Source organism: Telmatospirillum siberiense, assembly GCF_002845745.1.
Classification (GTDB): Bacteria; Pseudomonadota; Alphaproteobacteria; order Rhodospirillales; family Magnetospirillaceae; genus Telmatospirillum; species Telmatospirillum siberiense.
The window spans coordinates 1-20,864 of the sequence record NZ_PIUM01000056.1 but is presented as its reverse complement, the minus strand read 5'-3'; the positions used below and the strand labels follow the sequence as shown (position 1 = coordinate 20,864).

17 protein-coding genes are annotated in these 20,864 nt (G+C 61.6%); 5 read left to right on the top strand and 12 right to left on the bottom strand.

Going from position 1 to position 20,864, the window contains the following annotated elements:
• Positions 1–106: 106 nt before the first annotated feature.
• From CWS72_RS26535 to CWS72_RS26520, 4 genes are all read right to left on the bottom strand, one after another.
• Complete coding sequence (locus CWS72_RS26535) at positions 107–499, bottom strand: hypothetical protein (RefSeq protein ID WP_101253681.1); 393 nt, start codon at positions 497–499, stop codon at positions 107–109.
• Positions 500–808: 309 nt separating this feature from the next.
• Positions 809–1,552, bottom strand: coding sequence for an IS21-like element helper ATPase IstB (gene istB, locus CWS72_RS26530; protein ID WP_101253680.1), 744 nt, complete (start codon positions 1,550–1,552; stop codon positions 809–811).
• A gap of 13 nt (positions 1,553–1,565) precedes the next feature.
• Positions 1,566–3,113: an IS21 family transposase gene (gene istA, locus CWS72_RS26525; RefSeq protein WP_101253684.1), complete on the bottom strand. Its 1,548-nt coding sequence runs from the start codon at positions 3,111–3,113 to the stop codon at positions 1,566–1,568.
• Between the two features lie 164 nt (positions 3,114–3,277).
• Positions 3,278–4,414, bottom strand: a complete 1,137-nt coding sequence (locus CWS72_RS26520; protein WP_158240836.1) for an endonuclease NucS domain-containing protein — start codon at positions 4,412–4,414, stop codon at positions 3,278–3,280.
• Positions 4,415–5,059: 645 nt separating this feature from the next.
• On the opposite strand from CWS72_RS26520, the gene CWS72_RS26515 reads away from it, so the two are divergent.
• Positions 5,060–5,290, top strand: a complete 231-nt coding sequence (locus CWS72_RS26515) for a type II toxin-antitoxin system CcdA family antitoxin (RefSeq protein ID WP_199176006.1) — start codon at positions 5,060–5,062, stop codon at positions 5,288–5,290.
• Complete coding sequence (locus tag CWS72_RS26510) at positions 5,290–5,607, top strand: CcdB family protein (protein WP_101253678.1); 318 nt, start codon at positions 5,290–5,292, stop codon at positions 5,605–5,607. The genes CWS72_RS26515 and CWS72_RS26510 overlap by 1 nt, the downstream gene beginning before the upstream one ends.
• Positions 5,608–5,937: 330 nt before the next feature.
• On the opposite strand, the gene CWS72_RS26500 is transcribed toward CWS72_RS26510, so the two are convergent.
• The 4 genes from CWS72_RS26500 to CWS72_RS26485 form a co-directional block, all read right to left on the bottom strand.
• A complete protein-coding gene (locus tag CWS72_RS26500; RefSeq protein ID WP_101253676.1) occupies positions 5,938–6,363 on the bottom strand; it encodes a type II toxin-antitoxin system RelE/ParE family toxin in 426 nt (141 codons plus the stop codon).
• Positions 6,363–6,626: a type II toxin-antitoxin system ParD family antitoxin gene (locus CWS72_RS26495; protein WP_101253682.1), complete on the bottom strand. Its 264-nt coding sequence runs from the start codon at positions 6,624–6,626 to the stop codon at positions 6,363–6,365. Before CWS72_RS26495 ends, CWS72_RS26500 begins: the two co-directional genes overlap by 1 nt.
• A 78-nt stretch (positions 6,627–6,704) precedes the next feature.
• Positions 6,705–6,959: a DUF3572 domain-containing protein gene (locus tag CWS72_RS26490; protein ID WP_241911907.1), complete on the bottom strand. Its 255-nt coding sequence runs from the start codon at positions 6,957–6,959 to the stop codon at positions 6,705–6,707.
• 238 nt (positions 6,960–7,197) lie between these two features.
• Entirely contained in the window at positions 7,198–8,031 is an 834-nt protein-coding gene (locus CWS72_RS26485) for an oxidoreductase (RefSeq protein ID WP_101253674.1), read from the bottom strand.
• A gap of 90 nt (positions 8,032–8,121) precedes the next feature.
• Between CWS72_RS26485 and CWS72_RS26480 the strand changes: the two genes are divergently transcribed.
• Positions 8,122–9,060: an AraC family transcriptional regulator gene (locus CWS72_RS26480; protein ID WP_101253673.1), complete on the top strand. Its 939-nt coding sequence runs from the start codon at positions 8,122–8,124 to the stop codon at positions 9,058–9,060.
• Between the two features lie 40 nt (positions 9,061–9,100).
• On the opposite strand, the gene CWS72_RS26475 is transcribed toward CWS72_RS26480, so the two are convergent.
• Positions 9,101–9,988: an SDR family oxidoreductase gene (locus CWS72_RS26475; RefSeq protein ID WP_101253672.1), complete on the bottom strand. Its 888-nt coding sequence runs from the start codon at positions 9,986–9,988 to the stop codon at positions 9,101–9,103.
• Between the two features lie 93 nt (positions 9,989–10,081).
• Between CWS72_RS26475 and CWS72_RS26470 the strand changes: the two genes are divergently transcribed.
• Both CWS72_RS26470 and CWS72_RS26465 read left to right on the top strand, forming a co-directional pair.
• Entirely contained in the window at positions 10,082–10,930 is an 849-nt protein-coding gene (locus CWS72_RS26470) for a helix-turn-helix transcriptional regulator (RefSeq protein WP_101253671.1), read from the top strand.
• 110 nt (positions 10,931–11,040) lie between these two features.
• On the top strand, positions 11,041–11,286 hold the full coding sequence (locus CWS72_RS26465) for a hypothetical protein (protein WP_101253670.1): 246 nt from the start codon (positions 11,041–11,043) through the stop codon (positions 11,284–11,286).
• A gap of 6 nt (positions 11,287–11,292) precedes the next feature.
• Here the strand turns inward: CWS72_RS26465 and CWS72_RS26460 are convergent, their stop codons facing one another.
• The 3 genes from CWS72_RS26460 to CWS72_RS26450 form a co-directional block, all read right to left on the bottom strand.
• Positions 11,293–12,960, bottom strand: coding sequence for a flagellar hook-basal body complex protein (locus tag CWS72_RS26460; RefSeq protein ID WP_101253669.1), 1,668 nt, complete (start codon positions 12,958–12,960; stop codon positions 11,293–11,295).
• Between the two features lie 318 nt (positions 12,961–13,278).
• Complete coding sequence (locus CWS72_RS26455) at positions 13,279–14,658, bottom strand: tetratricopeptide repeat protein (protein ID WP_241911906.1); 1,380 nt, start codon at positions 14,656–14,658, stop codon at positions 13,279–13,281.
• A gap of 55 nt (positions 14,659–14,713) precedes the next feature.
• Positions 14,714–20,848, bottom strand: coding sequence for a DUF3060 domain-containing protein (locus CWS72_RS26450; protein ID WP_158240835.1), 6,135 nt, complete (start codon positions 20,846–20,848; stop codon positions 14,714–14,716).
• Positions 20,849–20,864: the final 16 nt, after the last annotated feature.

Below are 20,864 nucleotides of genomic sequence, written 5' to 3'. Positions count from 1 at the left end.
CGAGCACAACAAAAATTCAAAGCCATTCGTTTGGACAAAGCCGGCCGACGTCATCCTTGCAAAACTTCAGCGCCTGCCCGTTGTATCTTCTGTTTGAGTCAATGCACTAGCCCTTGATAAACAGTCCCATCTGCGGGACCTGGACGCGCCAAGTGCGAAAGAAATGAGTGTTCGCGATTACGAACTCTCCGATACCATGGGGCGAGTCCGCTGGGGTCCAGGGCGATCGTTCGATTTCGCCATCCTGGAGTTCCAGGGCATAGACTAAGGTGGTGCCATCATTGTATTGAATGCGCTCGAGCAGCGGCGTTTCGAGACCGAGCGCTTCGCGCGCGTGATCGTCGCGAACGAACACTTCTCCGCCATAGCGCAGCGACATGTAGCCCGCGGCTGCCCCATAGACGATACGGAAGAAGATCTTCGCGTCTAACGTCGTGGGGCGGCCGTTCCAGACCGGCCGGGACATATAGAGGCGCAGGCCGTCCGCCTCCGCGCTCACGATCTCGAGCGTAGGGCAGAAGGCGAAGCTGTCTTGCGCGAGCCTGCGGATTCCGATTTATCCGGCCAGGGATTCCGATCGCATTCCGGCCACCCATTCCGATCCGTTTCCGGCCATCTGTTCCGACGTGATGTCGGCCAGGGGGTGGCGCTTTCCCAGCAGGTCAGTGACGGTCATCTCATGATGACGGGTTTCAGGTCAAGAGCCTGCCCCTGCGAAGGCGGGGGTTGTGTTGATCGGGAGAGCTCGTCTCCGCTTCCCAGCGGGCTATCCATGGAAAGCGGCGACGAGCGCTTGTTCCTCCCGACGTTACGGCAGTTCGTGCTCGTCCGGACGCTTGCGCATGGATTCACCGTCGAGGTCGATGCGGTAGGCGGCATGAACGATGCGGTCGAGGATGGCGTCAGCCAGGGTGGGGTCGCCGATGATTTCATGCCAACGATCGACCGGGACCTGGCTGGTGATCAGCAGGGAACCGCGACCGTAACGGTCCTCGACAATTTCCATCAGATCGCGGCGATGGTCGGCGCTCATCACCTGGGGGCCCCAGTCGTCGAGGATCAACAGATCGATCCGAGCGAGGCTGGCCAGCAGCTTGGCGTATCGACCGTCACCACGCGCCAGGTCGAGGGCGGCGAAGAGGCGCGGCACCCGATGATAGAGGACGGAGAAGTCCTCGCGGCACGCCTTGTGACCGAGGGCACAAGCCAACCATGATTTTCCGAGGCCAGTCGGGCCGCAGAGGATCAGATGGCGGTGGTCTCGGATCCATTGGCAGGTCGCCAGCTTGAGAAAGAGGCTGCGATCGAGGCCACGAACGGCCCGATAATCGACATCTTCAACACAGGCGGATTGGCGCAGCTTGGCGCGTCCGGCCCGCGCCTCGAAGCGTTTCTGGCGACGGAGCGTCACCTCGTGTTCGAGGACCAGCGCCAGCCATTCGGCATGGCTGAGCGATGCAACCGCCGGATTGGCTTCGAGGTCTTTGAAGCCCTTGGCACAACCGTGCAAGCCGAGGGCGTGGAGAATGTCCAGGGTGGGATGGGTCAGCATGGATGTGTCCTCCTCAATGATAATAGCCGCCGCCACGGATGTTCGTGTGGAACAGCGGAAGATCGGCAGCCGACGGACGCTTCGTCTGGCGATCGAGGTTGTTGTCGAGGATGGAGCCGAGGCTTTTCGACGAGAGGGCGCCGATCTCCACGGCGCGGGCGCAAGCCGCTTCGGCACGATCGCGATCGACGCCACGCAGTCTTTTCAGAATGCCGAGGCAGGAGCGGAAGCCCTGCTCGGGATGCTTGCGGCGGGCCAGCACGGCGATGACGAGCGCTTCGGTGTTGGGACCGATGGCTGCGGCATCGCGCCGGAAGCGAGCCTCGCTCCATCCCGCGTAGAAGCGATGGCTGCTCGGCATGTGGTCGTCGTGGGTAACATGGCGGCCAACAGCGCCGTACAGGCGGACATGGGCGGCGACGCGGCTGCCGCGGTGGAACAACTCGACCGCGTTGACGGTGATGCGGGCCTCGACCTCTTCGCGGAGCAGGGTATAAGGCACCGAGTAATAAAAACCCAGGATCTCCACATGGTAGTCCTGGTTGACCCTGGCCCGCTTCCATTCGGTGTATTCGTAAGGCGTCTCGGGCAAGGGCTTCATCGCCGGGATCTCAAGCTGAAGAAAGAGATCGCGACGGCTGACGCCCAGTTTGCGCATGATGCTCCCGTTGAGGCGCTCTATCGCCAGGGCGATAGCCTGGTTGCATTCGATCAGCGAGAAGAAGGTCAGGTTGCGCAGACGACCCAGGATGTAAAACTGGGCCACTCTGACCCCGGCTTCGACCTTGGCTTTGTCGCGCGGCTTGTACGGACGCGCCGGGACGATGCCGACACCATAATGATCAGCCATCCGACCGTAGGTCTGGTTGGCCTCGGGATCGTAGAACGACGGGCGGTGGACGCCTGATTTCAAATTGTCCGGAATGATCAATCGGGTGACCTTGCCAAAATGCCCGAACATGCGGACATGGGCGCCGATCCAGTCCGGCAGCTTCTGGCTCCACGTCGCTTCGGCATAGGTATAATTCGACGCCCCAAGCACGGCGACGAACAGTTCCGCCGTTTTGACCTCGCCGGTGGTCGGGTCGATGACGGTGATCTTTTTGCCCGAATAATCGACGAACACCTTGTCGCCCGCCGCATGGTGCTGACGCATGGTCGGCGACAACTTCCGCTCGAACACGCCGTAGAGTTCGCAGAAACGACTGTAACCATAGCCATCCGGGTGGATCGCACGGTATTCCTCCCACAGAATCTGGAGGGTGACGCCCGGTCGCTTCAGTTCGCGGGCCAGAGCCGCCCAATCCGGTTCGACACGCCGCCGAAGCCCGGTCTGGGTGTTGGGGCGCCCGAACAGGCGCTGCTCGATCGCGTCATCGGAAAGATCGTCCGGCAGCGGCCAAGTCAGCCCCGCCTTGTCAACGCGGGCCAGGTAATCCTGGATGGTGCTGCGAGCGACACCGAGCTGAAGGGCGATCGCCCGGTCACTCTGTTTGCTGTCGCCGTACTTCAGTCTCAACAATTCGCGTATTTGCCTCATGGTCAGCCTCTTCTTCGGCATCATGCCTCTCCTTGGTGGAGCGCAGATGCTTGGTTGATACTGACCTCCCGGGCAAACGCTCATCCCTGATCGGGAGCCGCGCCACAACCAGAAGGGTGGCCGGAATGCGATCGGAATCGATGGCCGGAATCAAATCGGAATGGGTGGCCGGATTGGGGCCGGAATCAGTGGCCGGAACCAAATCGGATTAGGTGGCCGGAATGCATCGGATTTCGCACGAGCCCGTCGAGCATCTGGGCGGTGTCAGCGAGATTGTAGACATTGACCGAGATTTTCGCTTCGGGATCGCGCGCCGCGATCTCGTCGAGCAGCCGCGCCGCAACACCGCGCCACAGGGCGTTGCCCGCCAAAATGGCATCAAGATGGCGGCGGAACTCAGTCCATTGCTCGTCGAAGCGCGGTGTCGCCTGGGCGCACATCCAGAACTGGCTGGCGTCGTCGAAGTTGACGAGGCTGTCGAGGAGGTCGTCGTCGGTCAGGATCCCCTTGCTCTTCTCGAACCGCCCCGAGCGCGCAGCAACTTCCACGCGCCAGCCCGACTGCAGCATCTGCGCTAGACAGTCGCGACCGCCGCTTTCTGCGGTATCTCGGGGAACTTCGAGCTTTGTGAACTTCTGCCAGAGCCGGTCTTCTGCGGTGCCCCAGAAATGATCGTCGTCATCATCGTCGATGACCGGCTGGGTCGCTATTACCATATAGATGCCATAGGGAAAGATGATCTGTGGATTCGATCCCTGATAGTTGCACCGAATGAGCACATGATCAGAGGCGCCAACCGCGTTCATCGCGTCATAGGCGCGCGGGAGCGCATATTCCCGAACCGTCGGGCTTTCATAGAGATAGATCATTTGGGTTGGAGAGAATTCGATCGGGGCCGCCAGTGCGAGCGGCTTCAATCGCTCGGAATGGGTGATCTTTCCGGTCGGATCGACCCTGATCTTGTAGCCAGTGGTGTGGCACACTGGCCTCTCAAGATACTCGGAGAAGGGCTTCCTCAGTTCGTGCCAGTCCGTCGAGACGATGATGACGCGCAGATGGGTCGGCTTGATGCCCTGATCGCGCATGAGGATGGACGCGTATTTGATGACCTCGTGCAGGGCCTGCCGCGCGGCGGCGTCGCTCCGCTTGATCTCGATGATGACGAAGTTCTTGAACTCGTCCCGAGCGAGGACGTCGATGCGGCCGCCTGCCCCGTCTGGGTTCGAGAGCTGAAACTCCGTCGCGACTAGGGTGAGACCAGGCTCCAGCATCGACAAATCGGCGGCCAATCTGTCCCTGATGATCGTCTCCGGAATCTGCACCCCGCTCCCCTCCATGACTTGCCCCCACGATGCCTACGGTTCTCAGTATTTGTCTCACCTCATTGGGACATGGTCGAGGACGAATGACCTGAGGATTTGTCCGCCATCGACACCGTGACGCTCCAAAGCCGACCTTCTGGATAGACTGCAATCTCAGCTCCCCGCTTGCACCAAATTGATGTCCGCTTTCCGGAAGGCGGCGAACGAGGTGGAACGACCTACTTGGGCGCCGTGCGGTCCATGCGGAACTTCGTTGAATGTCTGTTGTCTTGGATCATCGACGGGCCGGCTATGCCCGTATTGGGTAATCTCAGGCCGATTTGTATTCATCGGCTCGGACAATCTTCCTCCCTATATGTAGTGGCTGTCTGTCTTAACCGGATAGGCAAGGGAGGTAGTTGAGGAAGGACAAGATTCAGAACTCGGCATTTGGTAACCCACCTATCCCCCAAAGACAACAGAACGGCTGAAATCCTCGAATCTATCCACAACCATTGAGGGTTCTGGCGTTTCGAGCGACGCGGCGCGATCATCGCCCTTGATGCCCTTCGCGGAGGGTTATTGCCTGTCCGTGACCTAGGCGTAGCGCACTTGATGTATGCCTATATTAGGCGCATATTAGGTGCGCCTAATATGGAGCGCCATATGAATCATTCCCAAAAACGTCCCGTGAACGTCAAGGCCAGAAGCGATCTCGTCTCCGAGGCTAAGGCCCTCAATATCAACCTCTCGGGTGTCTTTGACGCGGCATTGGAGACAGCGGTGAAGGCAGCTCGGATTGCCAAATGGCAAGAAGATAACCAGGAAGCGTTTGCCGCATATGACAAACGCATTGAGTCCAACGGCGTGTTTAGCGCTGGAAAACGGCGGTTTTAATGCAATTTCTCGATATCTGCCTCAATCCGTCCAACCCGTCTCCTGGCAACACGCCGTATCTGATCATCGTTCAGGGTGATTACGTCCAGGTGCATAGCACGCGAGTCGTCGTCCCTTTGATGAAACTGGAAGCTGTTTCTCCGATCATCAAAGGGGGCTTGATGCCCGAATTCACGGTCGAAGGGCATCATGTTGTGATGGTAACACCGGAATTGGCAGGCATCTCGATTTCGGAGATCGGACCGGTCGTGGCCAATGCGCTAGACCGGCACCATGATGTGCGTCGGGCGATTGATATCCTCACTGGTAACTTTTGACGAACACGCTCATTGCGAGAAATTTCCAAATTTGGTTTTTTTGGGGGATAGGTAGGTTTGGTAATGTCGAGAAAAGGCTCCCCTACATCGAAAGCGACTATGCGTCAGGAGCGATTCGATCAATTAGGCGCCGTTCGAAGACGAGAAGCTGGCGGTCGATGTCAGCGACAAAGTTCTTGACCGTAACGAGATCCTCGCTCGTCGGACCGTTAAGCTTCCTGTCGTCAGTCGATGTGACGCCCACCCAAGAGGAAAACGGTGAGACGACCATCTCTTCCGGACGCTGGACGATACGGTATTCCATGGTTTCCGGCAGAAGTACCTCAACGCCTATCTGGGCGAGTCAGACGGCTCGTCTTCTTTGGATGTCTCGGCAGAGAGTTGTTCCGCAATCGTTTTTGCGTGCCTCTTGAACGATCTGATCACTTTGTGGCGAGGCTCCATCCCTTCCCATAGGACACGCAGGATAATGGTGCCTGTCACGCCTGTACGCATTGCGCCTGTTGTGAAATAAAGACAATGAGCCGCGCCGCCATTTCTTCCCGCAGCGTGTTCCAGGTGGAAGAATCGGATTCCCGGCCCAAGTTCAGGACGATCGATGGAGCCGCCTCGCTCGGGATCGTCCCCGACCATGGCCAGACCCAAATCGATGATATTCGCATAGACGATGAGTTGATGGTCGCCGAACATCCTGTCGGTTTCGCGCAAAATCCCTTTGATATCGCGTTCGGCAAGTTCTGTCAGTTCGTATGCCATCAGCGACGATGTTCCCGCCTGACTTCATCAGCAAGTTCAAACACGGTCTTATCGGAGAAGCGTCCTGCGGCTGCGTCGGCAAGCCCGAGACCGACTTCACGTTTCAAGACAGCTCGTTTTTCGGCCTCAAGATCCTTGTCGTGTTGCAGCAGACGAATTGCTTCACGAACCACCTCACTCGAAGAGGTGTAGCCGCCGCTGTCAACCTCGCCTTCCACGAAATCGACCAGTTCGTCTGGAAGGCTGATATTCATTGTGGCCATTTGCTTTCTCCCGTTGCCGAGCACCGCCTAAGTTATGGAGATTGGCAAAGTTTGTCAATGTTCCGGCAGTTCAAGCAACTAGGGCAGCATCGACCGGGCCAGCGGCATGGTTTCCGGCGCCAGGCCGGCGTGCTCGGCGAAGGCGATGACGTCGGCATCGTTTCCGAGCAGGAAATCCAGCACGGCCCCCAGGAACGCCGGCTGGGCAAGGCGGAGCCGCACCTCGTCGGAGCCGCATCCGGTCAGCGCCACGAAGCGGTCCCGCAAGACGTCGTCGGCGAAGATCCATGCCACGGCCCGCAATGCGACGACCTCGGCGTCGGAGGCCGTCATCTTGACGGGCGCGCTTCTGAGTTTTGGTTCATATGGTTTGAACGGGTCCATGTTCGCCCTATTCCAAGGTCGAGCGACGGATGATGTCCTCGACGGTATCTGGATGTGGCCTATACCATTCACGCCAATTCGACCATGTGAATGTTCCTTGGCTCCTCGGCGGCGTGTTCGACGAGAGATTTGGTAAAACCACTCTTTCCATCGGCAGCCCATCGGGGACGAGCATTTGCCCGGCCGGTCAGCCGTCGGTGGAAACGGTGAGTTGCTCCCAGGTATCGATCTCTTGCGTCAAGCGGGCGAGTTTGTCGCGTACCAGCGCCAACGCGTCGCTGCCCATCAGGAGCTGCGGCGGCGGATTGCCGCTTTCGATCAGTGTCAAGACCGCGCGGGCCAGCTTCGCGGGATCACCCAGCTGCCTGCCGCTCTTCTCCAGGCGCGCCTTGCGGATCGGATCGAAGAGGTCGTCATAGTCGGCAATGCCGCGCTCGCTCCGTACCATCGAACGCCCCGCCCAGTCGGTGCGGAAGGAGCCGGGACAAAGGGCCGTCACATGAACGCCGAACGGCGCCATCTCCGCGCGCATAACCTCGGAAATGCCCTGGAGGGCGAATTTGCTGCCGCAGTAATAGGCGATGCCGGGCATGGTGATCAGACCGCCCATCGAAGTGACATTGACGATGAAACCGCGCCGCCGCTCACGGAACTTCGGTAAAAAGGATTTGGCCACCGCGACCGCGCCGAAGACGTTGACCTCGAACTGGCGACGCATTTCCTCAAGCGGCGATTCCTCCAGGATGCCTTCGTGGCCGTAGCCGGCGTTGTTGATGAGCACGTCGACCGGCCCGAATGCCGCCTCGACGGTCCCCACGACGGCCGGAATGGCGTCCATATCAGTGACGTCGAGAGTGACCGCATGAATGCGGCCGGTCGCCGCCGCTTCGATTTCATCGCCGGCCGCGCCGCTCCGCACCGTTCCGATGACCGTATGCCCCGCATCGGCCGCCGCCATCGCGATGGCGCGTCCGAAGCCGGAACTGGCGCCGGTGATGAAAAAAACCTTTCCGCTGCTCATCCCTTTCTCCTTCCGATGCCGCTCGATTTTGCCTGATATGCTTGATAGCATCCGATTATCATCTTCCATAGACCAGATACTGTCTTTTTGATGCCTGATCCTATGAATGACCTGGACGAGCTGGTCTTGTTGGCCGGACGGATCGCGGTGAGCGAGGGCTATACCGCGACGTCGTTGCCGGGATTGAGGCTGCTGCGGTCCAGCACCGATCTCAACGACGTCCCGGTGCTTTACCGGCCCGGAGCGGTCTTCGTCCTTCAGGGCGCCAAGCGCGGCTTTCTCGGCAAGGAGAGCTTCGTGTATGACGCCCAGCATTATCTGGCGGTGTCCGTTCCCGTGCCGTTCAGGATGGAATCGCGGGCCAGCCCCGAAGCGCCGCTGCTTGCCGTCTATATGGATTTCGACCTGAGCATCGCCGCCGAGCTGATCGAACTCATGCCGCCCCGCCATGGGCGACCACGGGACATGGCGCGCAGCCTGATATCCTCGCCCATGGAACCCGGGGTGAGAGGAACTTTGTCACGACTGCTCACCGCGCTTGCCGACCCGTTGGAGACCGCGGCTCTCGGCCAACAGTTGCTCCGCGAACTTCACTTCCGCGTCCTCACCGGCGCACAGAGGGCGGAACTGATCGCGGCGCTTCGCCAGGCGGGAGGCAGTGGAGGCATCGGGCGCAGCCTCGCCCATATCAGACGCTACTACCGTCATCAGATCGCCATCGCCGTGTTGGCGGCGGAAGCGGGAATGAGCGTCCCCTCGTTTCACAGCCGGTTCCGAGACCTGATCGGCACGACACCGCTCAACTATATCAAGTCAATTCGCCTGCATGAGGCGCGCCTTCTCATGGCGAGAGACGGCTGTTCGGTTGCTACGGCCGCCGCCGCCGTCGGCTATGTCAGCACATCCCAGTTCAGCCGGGAGTTCAAACGGCATTTCGGACGAACGGCCTCGGAGGAAGTTCTCTGGATGCGCGCCCACCTCGGCGAACTGGCTCAGCCGGTCGAGCCGGAGGCTGAACCGCCGACATGATTGCCGGGCACATGTCTCGATACGGAATGGATCCCCCCGCTCAGGATTCGGAATAGCGGGCTTCGGCGAGATCGGAAATCAGCCCCGGTCCCGATGGGTGCCATCCCAGCCGAGCCTGCGTCAGCGCGCTGGAGGCCGGGGCGTCGGCGCCGACGAACACCCCTAGCCAGCCGAAGTGCCCGCCGGCCTCCTCGGCGGACTTGGAGACGACCGGCACCTTCAGGCCCCGGCCGATGGCCTCGGCGATCTCCCGAAGCGGTACGCCTTCTTCCGCGACGGCATGATAACGGGCTCCCGCCGACCCCTTCTCCAGCACCAGCCTGTAGAGATGGGCGGCGTCAAGCCGATGCACCGCCGGCCATCGGTTGAGCCCGTCGCCGGCATAGGCCGAGACTCCCTTCTCGCGGGCCACGGCGATCAGATAGGTGATGAGGCCCTGTTTGACCGGGTCGTGGACTTGCGGCAGGCGCACCACCGAAACGCGCACGCCCCGGGCCTCCACGGAGGCGGCCGCCTCTTCCGAAGCCACACGGGGAATCGGAGAGTTCGGCGCGTCATCCTCGGTCGTGAGGCGGCCCGGCGTGAGGGCAATTCCCGTCCCGGAGGTGATGATCAAGGGGCGGTCGGAGCCAACCAGTGCGGAGCCGAGCGCTTGAATGACGTGCCTGTCCGCCTCGCAATTCGCCGCCCATTTCGAAAAGTCATGGTTGAAGGCCAGGTGGATGACCCCGTCAGCCGCGTCGGCGCCGCTTCTGAGACTGTCCGGATCATCGATCGAGCCGCGATGGACCTCGGCGCCGGCAGCGACAAGCGCCGCCGCGCCTTTATCCGAGCGGGTAAGGCCGAGCACCCGGTGACCTGCCGCAATCAACTCCCGGACGACGGCGGAACCGATGAATCCGGTCGCGCCCGTGACAAAAACACGCATGGGGAAAACCTCCAAATTTGCTTGGAGTAAAATGTCCACTTCCGTTCTATCCTGGTAAAGTAGTGATATTATAAGGGTATAATGGCTAACTGGATGGGCGGATCCACGACGAACGAGAACCGGCTCGGAACCTTTTTGAAGGATCGCCGCACCAAGCTCGATCCGGCCGCCCTGGGCTTTTCCGGAACACGCCGGCGCACGCCGGGCCTTCGCCGGGAGGAGGTCGCGCAGCGCGCAAACATCAGCCCGACCTGGTACACTTGGCTCGAACAGGGGCGAGGCGGCGCGCCGTCCGCGGATGTCCTTGACCGGATCGCTCGCGCCCTGATGCTGACGGATGTCGAGCGCGAGCACCTTTATCTGCTCGGCCTCGGCCGCTCACCGGAAGTTCGATACCGGGCGGCCGACGCCATCACGCCGCGGCTGCAGCGGGTGCTGGATGCGCTGGAGACAAGTCCGGCCCTGGTGCGAACCGCCACATGGGATGTTGTCGCCTGGAACCGCGCGGCGTCCGTCGTGTTGACCGACTATGGATCGCTCCCGCCAAGCCAACGCAACATCCTGCGCATGGTCTTCGGCGATCCCCGCGTGCGGGCCGCCCAACATGACTGGGAAGGCGTGGCCCGTTTCGTGGTCGGCGCTTTCAGGGCGGATGCCGCGCGCGCGGGGGCCGTATCGGAAATCAACGCTCTTGTGGACGAACTTTGCCGGCTAAGTCCCGAGTTCGAGGCATTGTGGCGCGACAACGACGTCCGCAGCTTTGGAGAAGGCGTCAAACATCTGAAGCATCCGATCCTCGGGCCGATCACATTCGAATATTCGGCATTCTCGGTGGACGGCAGGCCGGATCTCGGTATGGTCGTCTACAATCCGACGACGCCGCAAGATGCCGAGCGGATAAGATCGCTTGTGATGGCGAAAGCAGGCCCATCGACGGGATGACCGCCTTCTCCCATCCGGCCCCCGGCAGACGGTCCCCGCGCAATGGATTTTCCGGTTTGGCCGAGCCGTCCATCCGTGTAGCCTGCCCAGTACCATCGGAAGGAACGGGCATGAGCAACCGCAAGCCATCTCGCTACGAGACGCGTGACTATCGCAAGGCCCGGAGGCTGGCCGAGGAAATGGACGACAAGACCCTGGCGGCGACGATCGAGGTGCTGCGAACGATGCTGACCGCCTACGGCGATGTTCTGTTCAGCCGCCGCAGGACGGCCAACCCGGAAAAGCTGGCGGAGGTCTACCAGACACTGGCGGAACGGGAAAAAAAGAAGAAGGGTCTTTCCGGTGGGCCGGCCTGAATTGGATCAGGCAATGGCCTGCATCAACGACGTGAACATCTCCCTGGAGGTGCTGATCACCTGCGCCGCGGCCGAATAGGCCTGCTGCGTGACGATCATGTCGGCGAACTCCGTCGTGGTGCTGACGGTCGACGATTCCAAGGCGCCGCCTTCGATGGTTCCCGCGCTGCCGGTACCGGCGACGTTGTAGACCGCCGACCCGGATGAGGTCGACGCCTCGTAGACTCCATCGGAAAGCTCGGTCAGGCCGTTTTCGTTGGCGAACGTCACCACGGGAACGACATAGATTGTCGCGCTCTTGCCATTCGAGTAACTGGCGACGACATCGCCCGAGCTGTCGACGGCAACGCTCGACAACGTGCCTTCGGCATAGCCGTCCTGCGAGTAACTGTTCACCGTGATCGACACCGCCGTCGATGAGGAAGACGAATATTGCGACACGCCATCCGCTCCGCCGACGGTGCCCAAATCGATCGTCACGGCCGCCGTCCCGGTGGATGCCGAGGAACCGTCGGACCATATGGCGGAAATTTCAGCCTCTCCCAGGCTGGAAACGGGTGCCGAACCAGCCGTTCCCGATGCCGACGTTTCCCCTGTCGCCAATGACGTAACGCCGGCATATGTGCCGTCGGAATTGAAGCTCACTTCATAGGAGTAGGAACTGACCGACGAGCCGTTGGAATCGGTCAGTGTTTCTCCATCCGCCGATTTCAACGTCATCAGCCAGGTATTGTCGCCGAGCGCCGTCCAGGTGACGGTGACGGATTCGGCGGTCCCCAGCGAGTCATAGACGGTCATCGAGGTACTTGAGCTGAAGCCGGTTCCGATGGCGGTGGCGAAACTCGACCAGTCGGTATAATCGCTCGACAGCGACACCGACGACGAGGAATCGCTTGGCGTGATGTCCGGCAATGTCGTGCCCGAGTATGTATCGCCGCTCGTCAGGCTGTAGCAGCTCACGATCGACCCGCTCGAATCGACCGTCACCGAATACAACAACTGACTGCCCGAACCGGAGGCGTCGCTGATCGTCGTTCCGCTCGCGGCGTCGATGGCCACATCATAGGTGGTGGTTCCCGCGGTGCTGTCGGTCGAAATCTCCACATAGGTGGCGGACAAATCCTCCGTGGTGCCCGACGAGTTGGTGTAGCTCAACGTTCCCAATTCGTCCTGCGCCGTCGCCGGAAAATTGGCCGACAGGGAATAAGTCGTCGTCGCCTTCGGCTCGGAGATCTCCTGGCTGTCGATGTTCACCACCGAGAGCGTCGAAGACGTCACACCATCGACGACAGAATAGCCTTCCAGATAATAGTTGGTCCCGTACAGATAGAGATTGCCCGACGAATCCGACTCGAACTCGCCATCCCGCGTATAATAGGTTTGTCCGCCAGTCAGGCTGCTGGTTACCGCGAACATTCCGGCGCCGCTGATCGCCAGATCGGTGGAGACGCTGGTACTGGTGATCGTTCCCTGGGCCGTCACATTCTGCCTGGCCGTGGCCGTCACGCCGCCGGAGGTGGTGGTCCCCGACGTCTCGGTCAACAGGCTGCTGAATGTCGTCGACGAGGCCTTGTAGCCGGTCGTTTCCGAGTTCGCCAGATTATTCGAAATCGTTGATAATGCACTGCTTTCCGCGAGGAGGGCCGAAACGGCCGACGAGAGTGTCGCGTCCATGGACCCTACTCCCGGCTCATCATGACGGAGGCATTGCCGGTGTTGCCATCGGCGGCGTCCGAAGAGCCCAGGCGTGTTTTTCCGTAGCCCGATCGCCCGCTTTTGCGGCACGACCCATTCGCGATTGGCCGATATTGCGAAAGGAACAACGGACGAGGATCAGGCATAAAGCTCTCACGGCGTATCGTTCATCAAACCAGGAGGGGAAAACCTTGACTTGATGATTACACGCGCGCGAAAGGCCGGTCCGTGCACCGCGTTAAAAAAATATTAACGATAGCCCTTGGAGCCTGAGTTTCCCGACAGGCCAAGGCCGGATTAGCGCGGGGGAACGAGTTTCAGAAGTTCGGCGGCCACATTGTCGAGCACATAGTCCCAATCGCCCTCGACACGGGGACGAAATAACCGCGTCGAGGGATACCATGGACAATCGGTCCGATTGAGAAGCCAGAGCCAATGGGCCGAGTAGCCAAGCAGAACCCATACGGGGATGCCTAAGCCGCCAGCGAGGTGCGCAACCGCGCTGTCCGTCATGATCACCAAATCGAGACCAGAGACGGCGGCGGCGGTATCGGCAAAATCGCTCAACTCCGCGGCCAGATCGATAATGGGCCGTCTTCCCTGGGGCAAAGATGCCAGTTCTTGTTCCGGCAGCCCCTTTTGCAGGCTGTAAAGCTGTACGCCGGGAAAATCCAAGGCGAGCAGAAGCCGTTCCAGAGGCAGAGCACGGTCGGCGTTTCGGCCGAAGGTCATGCTTCCGGACCAAACGATCCCTATTTTCAGCCGGCCGGCCGCTTTTTCGAAATGGGGTTTGAATTTGTCTTTTCGATCGGTCGGCGGCGAGAGATAGGCCCGGGTCGAGAGGCGAGACAGATCCGGAGTAAAAAGACCGGGAAGACTGCATTGGTGACAGTGATATGCGGCATCCGGCAAAGGCTGGCCATGGGCAATGACCTGATCCGCAATTCCGAGAGACGCGACAAATGCGCAAAGCGCCGGCTGGCATTCGATGACAAGTTCGCCGCCCAGCCCTTTCACCGTCGATAAATAGCGCAGAATCCAAAGAGTATCGCCGAACCCTTGCTCCGTGAGGATGACAAGCCGTTCTCCGGGATAGGGCTCCCCCGACCATTTGCGGCCGGGCAACGGCCGCTTGGGTATCTGGCCACTGATCAGCCGGACCTCATAATCGGCCCAGCCCTGTCGATAATTTCCCAAAAAAAGAAAACTGCGGGCCCGGTCCCAGCGGGCGAGATGGTAGGTCGGCTGCAAAGCGAGCGCCCGGTTGAAGGCCATGATCGCCTCGCCATGCTGACCAGCCTCCGCATAACATAGACCGAGATTGTGATGGAGAAAGGGCTCCTCGCCGGAAAGATCGATCGCCCGCCGATGACAGGCGATCGCCGCGCTGAAATATTTCAGATGCTTGAACGCCGTTCCCAAGTTGCTCCAGAGCCCGGAACCGGTCGCGTTGAACTCCAGGGCGTCGCGATAACATTTCAAGGCGTCGCGCTGACGGCCCAAGGCGGAAAAGACGCATCCTTTCGCATTGATCAGATCCCCGTTGGTGGGATCCTTCGTCATGGCGTTCTGAATAAGGCCCAAGACCTCGTCATATTTCTTGGCCTGGATCAGTCCGGCAACCTGTCCCAGAATTTCACCGACCGAAAAATCCTGAGGCGGGGCGGATGTATCCACCCCGCCTTCCGCAAGCATATCGTTACGTGCTGGCATTGCGTTGACCGACTCCGCCTCAAGAATGCCAAGTCTGGTTTACAGCAATCGCCACACTGCTATCGGTGGGAATTTGGCTCACCGTTGTCGGATCGAAACTTGCATTGTTTTCCGAATAAGACGCCATCGCCTGAATAAGTGTCCCGATACCGGAAGTATCTATTTTTTGTCCCCCCGCCGCGATGTCCTGGGTTTCGTTACCCGCGCTGGTCCAATCGGTGACCGTTATTTGCTGATCCGTTCCCATGACGTCGATCACCAGATTATTCCCCGATAAGGCGAACCAAAGGTTGCTGCTTGACGTACTTCCTTGCAGATCGATTTCTCCGCTAGCCGATCCGGTCGTCGACGTATTGGATATGGTCGTATCGCCGGACCCGACGAGGTAAATATTCTGATTGCCCTCGCCGATCAGGGTGGTGGCAGCGGATCCGCCTTCCAGCGTATTCGCATCTCCAATGGCCGTCAGCGTATCATTCGACCCGGTCGCGGAGAGCACATTCGCCGCACCGGTAACCACCACCGAACTGCTCGCTCCCGTCACCGCTATCGAATCGCTGATCCCTGTCACGGTCGCGCTCGCCGAACTTGCGCTGAGCGTCATCGCCGTCATATCTGCGACAATTGCGTCCCCACTGCCGGCGACGGTGACGTTGGTCGCCGTCGTATCGCCGGTCAGAGTCAGGCTATCGCCGGAGCCCAGCGTCACCTGGTCGGCGGAACCGTCGGCATTCACCGTTGCCGCCACGCCATCCGCCAGCGTCAAGGCCGTCGACGCCGTGGTCGTCACCATGCTCCCGGTTCCGTTGAGGCTGACCGTGCCGCTCCCGACCGTCAGGGTGTCGTTCGCGCCGGTCACGGCGATCACATTTGAGGTACCGTTCACCACCAGGGAACTGCTGTCCCCCGTCAAAGTCACCGTCGCGGAATTGGCCGTCACCGTGTCCGACGCCCCCGACACCGTCACAGCGTCGTTAATTCCGCTCACCGCTATCGAATCGCTGATCCCTGTCACGGTCGCGGACGCCGAACTGGCGCTCAACGTCACCGCAACATTATCGGCGACGATAGAATCGCCGGTACCGGCGACGAGAATAGCCGTACCGGCCACAGCGTTGGTCAGCGTCAAGCTGTCGTAAGAACCCAATGTCACTTGATCGGCCGAGCCATTGGCGGCGACCACCGTTGCTGTCACGCCATCCGCCACCGTCAGAGCCGCCGCCGCCGTGGTCGTCACCACCGCCCCCGTCCCGTCGAGGGTGATCGTGCCGCCGCCCGCCGTCAGCGTGTCGTTCGTCCCCGTCACGGTGATCGCATTCGAGCTGCCGCTCACCACCGCGGAACTGCCGTCCCCCGTCAAGGTCACGGTCGAAGAACTGGCTGTCAGCGTATCCGAAGATCCGGATACCGTCACAACGTCATCCGTTCCCGTCACAATAATCGTGTCATTGGAACCGATAACGGTCACCGCAGCCGAGCTCGCGGACAAGGTTATCACCGCATTGTCGGCCGTTATCACATCGCCGCTGCCGGCAACCGTAATATTGCTTGCCGTCGCGTCGGTCAGCGTCAGGCTGTCATTGGAGCCCAGCGTCACCTGATCGGCGAAGCCGTCGGCATCCACCGTCGCCGCAACGCCATCCGCCAACGTCACGGCGGTCGCCGCCGTAGTCGTTACCACCGCGCCCGTCGCATCAAGGGCGATCGTGCCGCCGCCCGCCGTCAGCGTGTCGTTCGTCCCCGTCACGGTGATCGCGTCCGAAATGCCGCTCACCACGGCCGAACTGCTGACGCCGGTCAGCGTCACGGACGTGGAACTACCGGTCAGCGAGTTCGACGATCCGGACAGCGTCACCGTATCGTTCGTCCCGGTCACCACGACGGTATCGCTCGATCCGGTTACGGCAAGCTTGGCCGAACTGGCCGACAACGTCACCTGGACATTGTCAACGCTCAGGGTGTCTCCGGTACCATCGACGGTGACCTGGGCCCCCGTCGCGGCATTGATCAAAGTCAGGCTGTCGTTGGAGCCCAAGGTCACGCGATCGGCAAATCCACCGGCATCGAGCGTCGCTGCGATGTCATCTGCCAGGGCCACGTCCGTCACCGCCGTGGTCGTCACCATCGCCCCCGTCGCATCAAGGGCGATCGTGCCGCCGCCCGCCGTCAGCGTGTCGTTCGTCCCGGTCACGACGATCGCGTCGATTCCCGTAACCGTCGCCGAACTGCCGGTGCCCGTCAGGGTTACCGCCGTCCCACTCGCCGCCACCGAATCGGCCGTCCCCGACACCGTGACCGAATCGCCCGTACCGAGCACCGTCACCGTATCGCTCGAACCGACCACGGTGACCGACGACGTGGTGGCCAGCAATGTCACCGCCGTATCGTCGACATTGACCAGATCCCGGGTTCCGGTAACCTGCAACGTTCCGCTCGCCCCGCCGGCATTGATCGTCACCGTATCGTTGGTCCCGCTGACCAGAACCGAGCCGTAAGGTGTGCCATTGGCCACGATGATCTCATTATTGCCGGTCACCGCGATGATATCGTTCGTGCCGTTCAGCGTGCTGGCGACGTAACCGCCGTTGCCGCTGAAGGTGACATTCGCCGAGGCCGCATTGATCAGATCGCCGCCCCCCGTCGACGTAATAAACGACCAATCCGCCGCACCCTCGAGATTCAGCGTATCGTTATTATTCATCGTGACCTGGAGCAGATAGCCGTTGGCATCCACCGTGGCGTCGACGCCGTCGCCCAATGTCACGGCCGTCGCCGCCGTCGCCGTCACCACCGCGCCCACGCCGTACAACGCGATCGAGCCGTCGCCCGCCGTCAGCGTATCGTTCGCGCCGGTTACGGTGATGGTATCCGCATGCCCCGTCACCACGGCCGAACTGCTGGTCCCCGTCAGCACGACCGCCGTCGACGTCGCGGTCACCAGTTCCGACGATCCCGACAGCGTCACGGCGTCGCTGGTTCCCGTCACCGTCACGGTATTGCTCGATCCGTTGATGACGGCGCTGGCCGATGTCCCAGACAAGGTCACCGGCGTATTCGTCGCATTGAGCGTGTCATGCGCTCCCGTCACCACGTAGCCGTAAGCCGCGCCGCCGGCATTGACCGTCACCGTGTCGCTGGTCCCGCTGACCAGTACGGCGCCAACCGGCACGCCATTGACAATCACCACCTGACTTGTCCCGCTCACCGTCACCTGATCGCTCGATCCGCTCAGCGTACCGGCGATGCCCGAGCCGTTGCCGGCGAACGTCACCACCGCATTGCTGACGGCGATCACGTCGCCGCCGCCGGTCGCCGTGAGCGCTGTCCCGGTGGCGTTGTTGAGCAACGTCAAAGTATCGCTGGCCCCCAGGGTCACCGGGTCGGTGTACCCACCGGCATTGACAGTCGCCGACGCGCTGTTGCCCATCGTCACGGTGGTCGCCGCAGTGGTGGAAACCGTGGCGGCGGTCCCGTTGATCGTAATGGTACCACTTCCGGCCGTCAGCGTATCGTTCGCCCCAGAGACGACAATCGTGTCCGAAGTGCCCGTCACCACAGCCGAACTGCCGGTCCCGGCCAGGGTCAACGTCGTCGAACTGGCCATTACCGTTTCCGACGCCCCCGACAGTGTCACCGTGTCGCTGGTCCCGCTCACGGTGAGCGTGTTGCCCGATCCGGTCACGGCCAAAGCGGCCGCGCTGGCGGAAAGCGTGACCGCCGTGTTGGTCACATTGAGGCTGTCGCTCTTGCCGCTGACCACGACGATGCCGCTTGCTCCGCCGGCATTGATCGATACGCTATCGTTTGAGCCGCTGACCATCACGGCACCACTTGGCGCGCCGTTGATGGTCAGGAGCTGGCTGGTACCGCTGACCGTCACCTGATCGCTGCCTCCCGTCAACGTGGTCGCGGACCCCGAGCCATTACCACTGAACGTCACCGCGGCATTATTGGCAGCGATGATATCGCCCCCTCCGCTCACGGTGATCTTGGTCCCGGTGGCGGCTGTGTTCGTCAGCGTCAGGGTATCGTTCGAACCCAGGCTCACCTGGTCGGCGAACCCACCGGCGTTGACGGTGGCCACGACGTTATTCGCCAGCGTCAAGCTCGCCGCCGCGGTGTCGGTCACCACCGCCCCCGTCGCGTTGAGCGCGATGGTCCCGCTTCCGGCAGTCAACGTGTCATAGCTTCCCGTAACCACAATGGCATCCGAGGTTCCCGTAACCGTCGCCGAACTGCTGGTTCCCGCAAGAGTCACCGCCGTCGAGCTGGCGCTCACCGTATCGGCGGACCCCGACAGCGTCACCGTATCGCCCGTCCCCGTCACCGACACGGTGTCGCTGGATCCTGTCACGGTCACCGCCGCCGAACTGGCCGACAGGGTAATCGCCGCGTTGCTGGCGGAGAGCACATCGCCGGCGCCGGTGGCTTTGATCACCGTTCCCGTCGCATTGTTGCTCAGCGTCAGCCTGTCGCCGGCGCCCAAGGTCACGGTCTCGGCGAAACCGCCGGCATCAACCGTCGCCGCCACGCTGGACGCCAGTGTCAGGGTTGCCGCCGCCGTGGCGGTCACCACCGCCCCGGTCGCATTAAGGGCGATGGTCCCACTTCCCGTCGTCAAGGTGTCATTGACACCGGAGACGACGACGGCGTTCGACGCACCCGTCACCGACAATGAACTGCTGGTCCCCAGAAGAGTCACCGCCGCCGAGTTGGCCGTAACGACTTCGGATGTGCCCGTCAGTGTCACCGCGTCGCCGGTTCCGCTGACCGCCACCGTATTGGCGGCGCCGGTCACCGCGACCTTGGCAGAACTGCCCGTCAGGCTGACGGTGTTGGCCGCACCGGTCAATGTCGTGCTCGCCGAGGCCCCGCTCAGGGTCAGAGCGGCATTGCTGACCGAAATCACATCGCCACTGCCGGTCGCCTTGATCGTCGTGCCCGCGGCATTGTTGGTCAGCGTCAAGGTGTCGCTGGCAACCAGGGTCACCGCGTCGGCGAAGCCGCCGGCGTTGACCGTCGCCGCCACACTGGACGCCAAACTCACCGCCGTCGCCGCGGTCGTCGTCACCACGGCCCCGGTCGCGTTGATCGCGATGCTCCCGCTTCCCGCAGTCAGGGTGTCATTGGCCCCCGCCACCACGATGGCGTCCGAAGTTCCATTCACCACCGCCGAACTGCCGGCACCGGTCAAGGTGACCGACGACAAACTGGCGGTCACCGTATCCGCCGAACCCGATAAGGTCACCGCGTCGCTGGTGCCGCTCAGCACCACCGCATCGTTGTTTCCGGTTACGGCGATGCGGGACGAACTCGCCGACAACGTCACCGCGACATTGCTCGCCGTGACCGTATCGGCGCTGCCGGTGGCCGTAATCGCGGTTCCCGCGGTGTTGTTGCTCAGCGTCAGGCTATCACTGGCACCCAAGGTGATCGAATCGGTGAAACCGCCGGCATCGAGCGTTGCCGCGACACTGTTCGACAGGGTCAGCGCCGTCGCTGCCGTGGTGCTCACCACCGCGCCGGTCGCACTCAGGGTGATGGTACCGGTTCCCGCCGTCAGCGTGTCGTTCGCCCCGGCGACGACAATGGCGTTCGACGTACCGGTCACCACCGCCGAGGTGCTGGTTCCCGTCAGGGTAATGGTACTGCTGGTGGCATTCAAACTGAGATTCGCGCCGCTCAATGTGACATCGACCCCGATACCGCTGGTCGAAATGGTGTCACCCGTCCCGACGATCTTGGTTCCGGACGATCCCGATGCCAGCGTCACCGCCGTATTGGTGACATTGAGGGTGTCCTTCACGCCGCTGACCACGACCGCGCCGCTCGCGCCGCCGGCATTGACCGTCAGCGTATCGCTGGTCCCGCTGACCACGACCGCACCATTCGGCGCGCCGTTGACGGTCACCACCTGGCTGGCGCCGCTGATGGTCACCTGATCGCCGGTTCCGGTCAGCGTGCCGGCACTGTTGGCGCCACTACCCGAGTAGACCACCGCCACATTGCTGGCGGTGATCTTGTCGCCGCCGCCGGTAACCGTGACGGTGGTGTTTACCCCGCTGTCGGTCAATGTCACCGTATCGCTGCTCGAAACGGTCAGCTGATCGTCGAAGCCATTGGCATCCACCGTCGCCGAGGTGCTCGCCGCCATCGTAATCGCCGCCCCG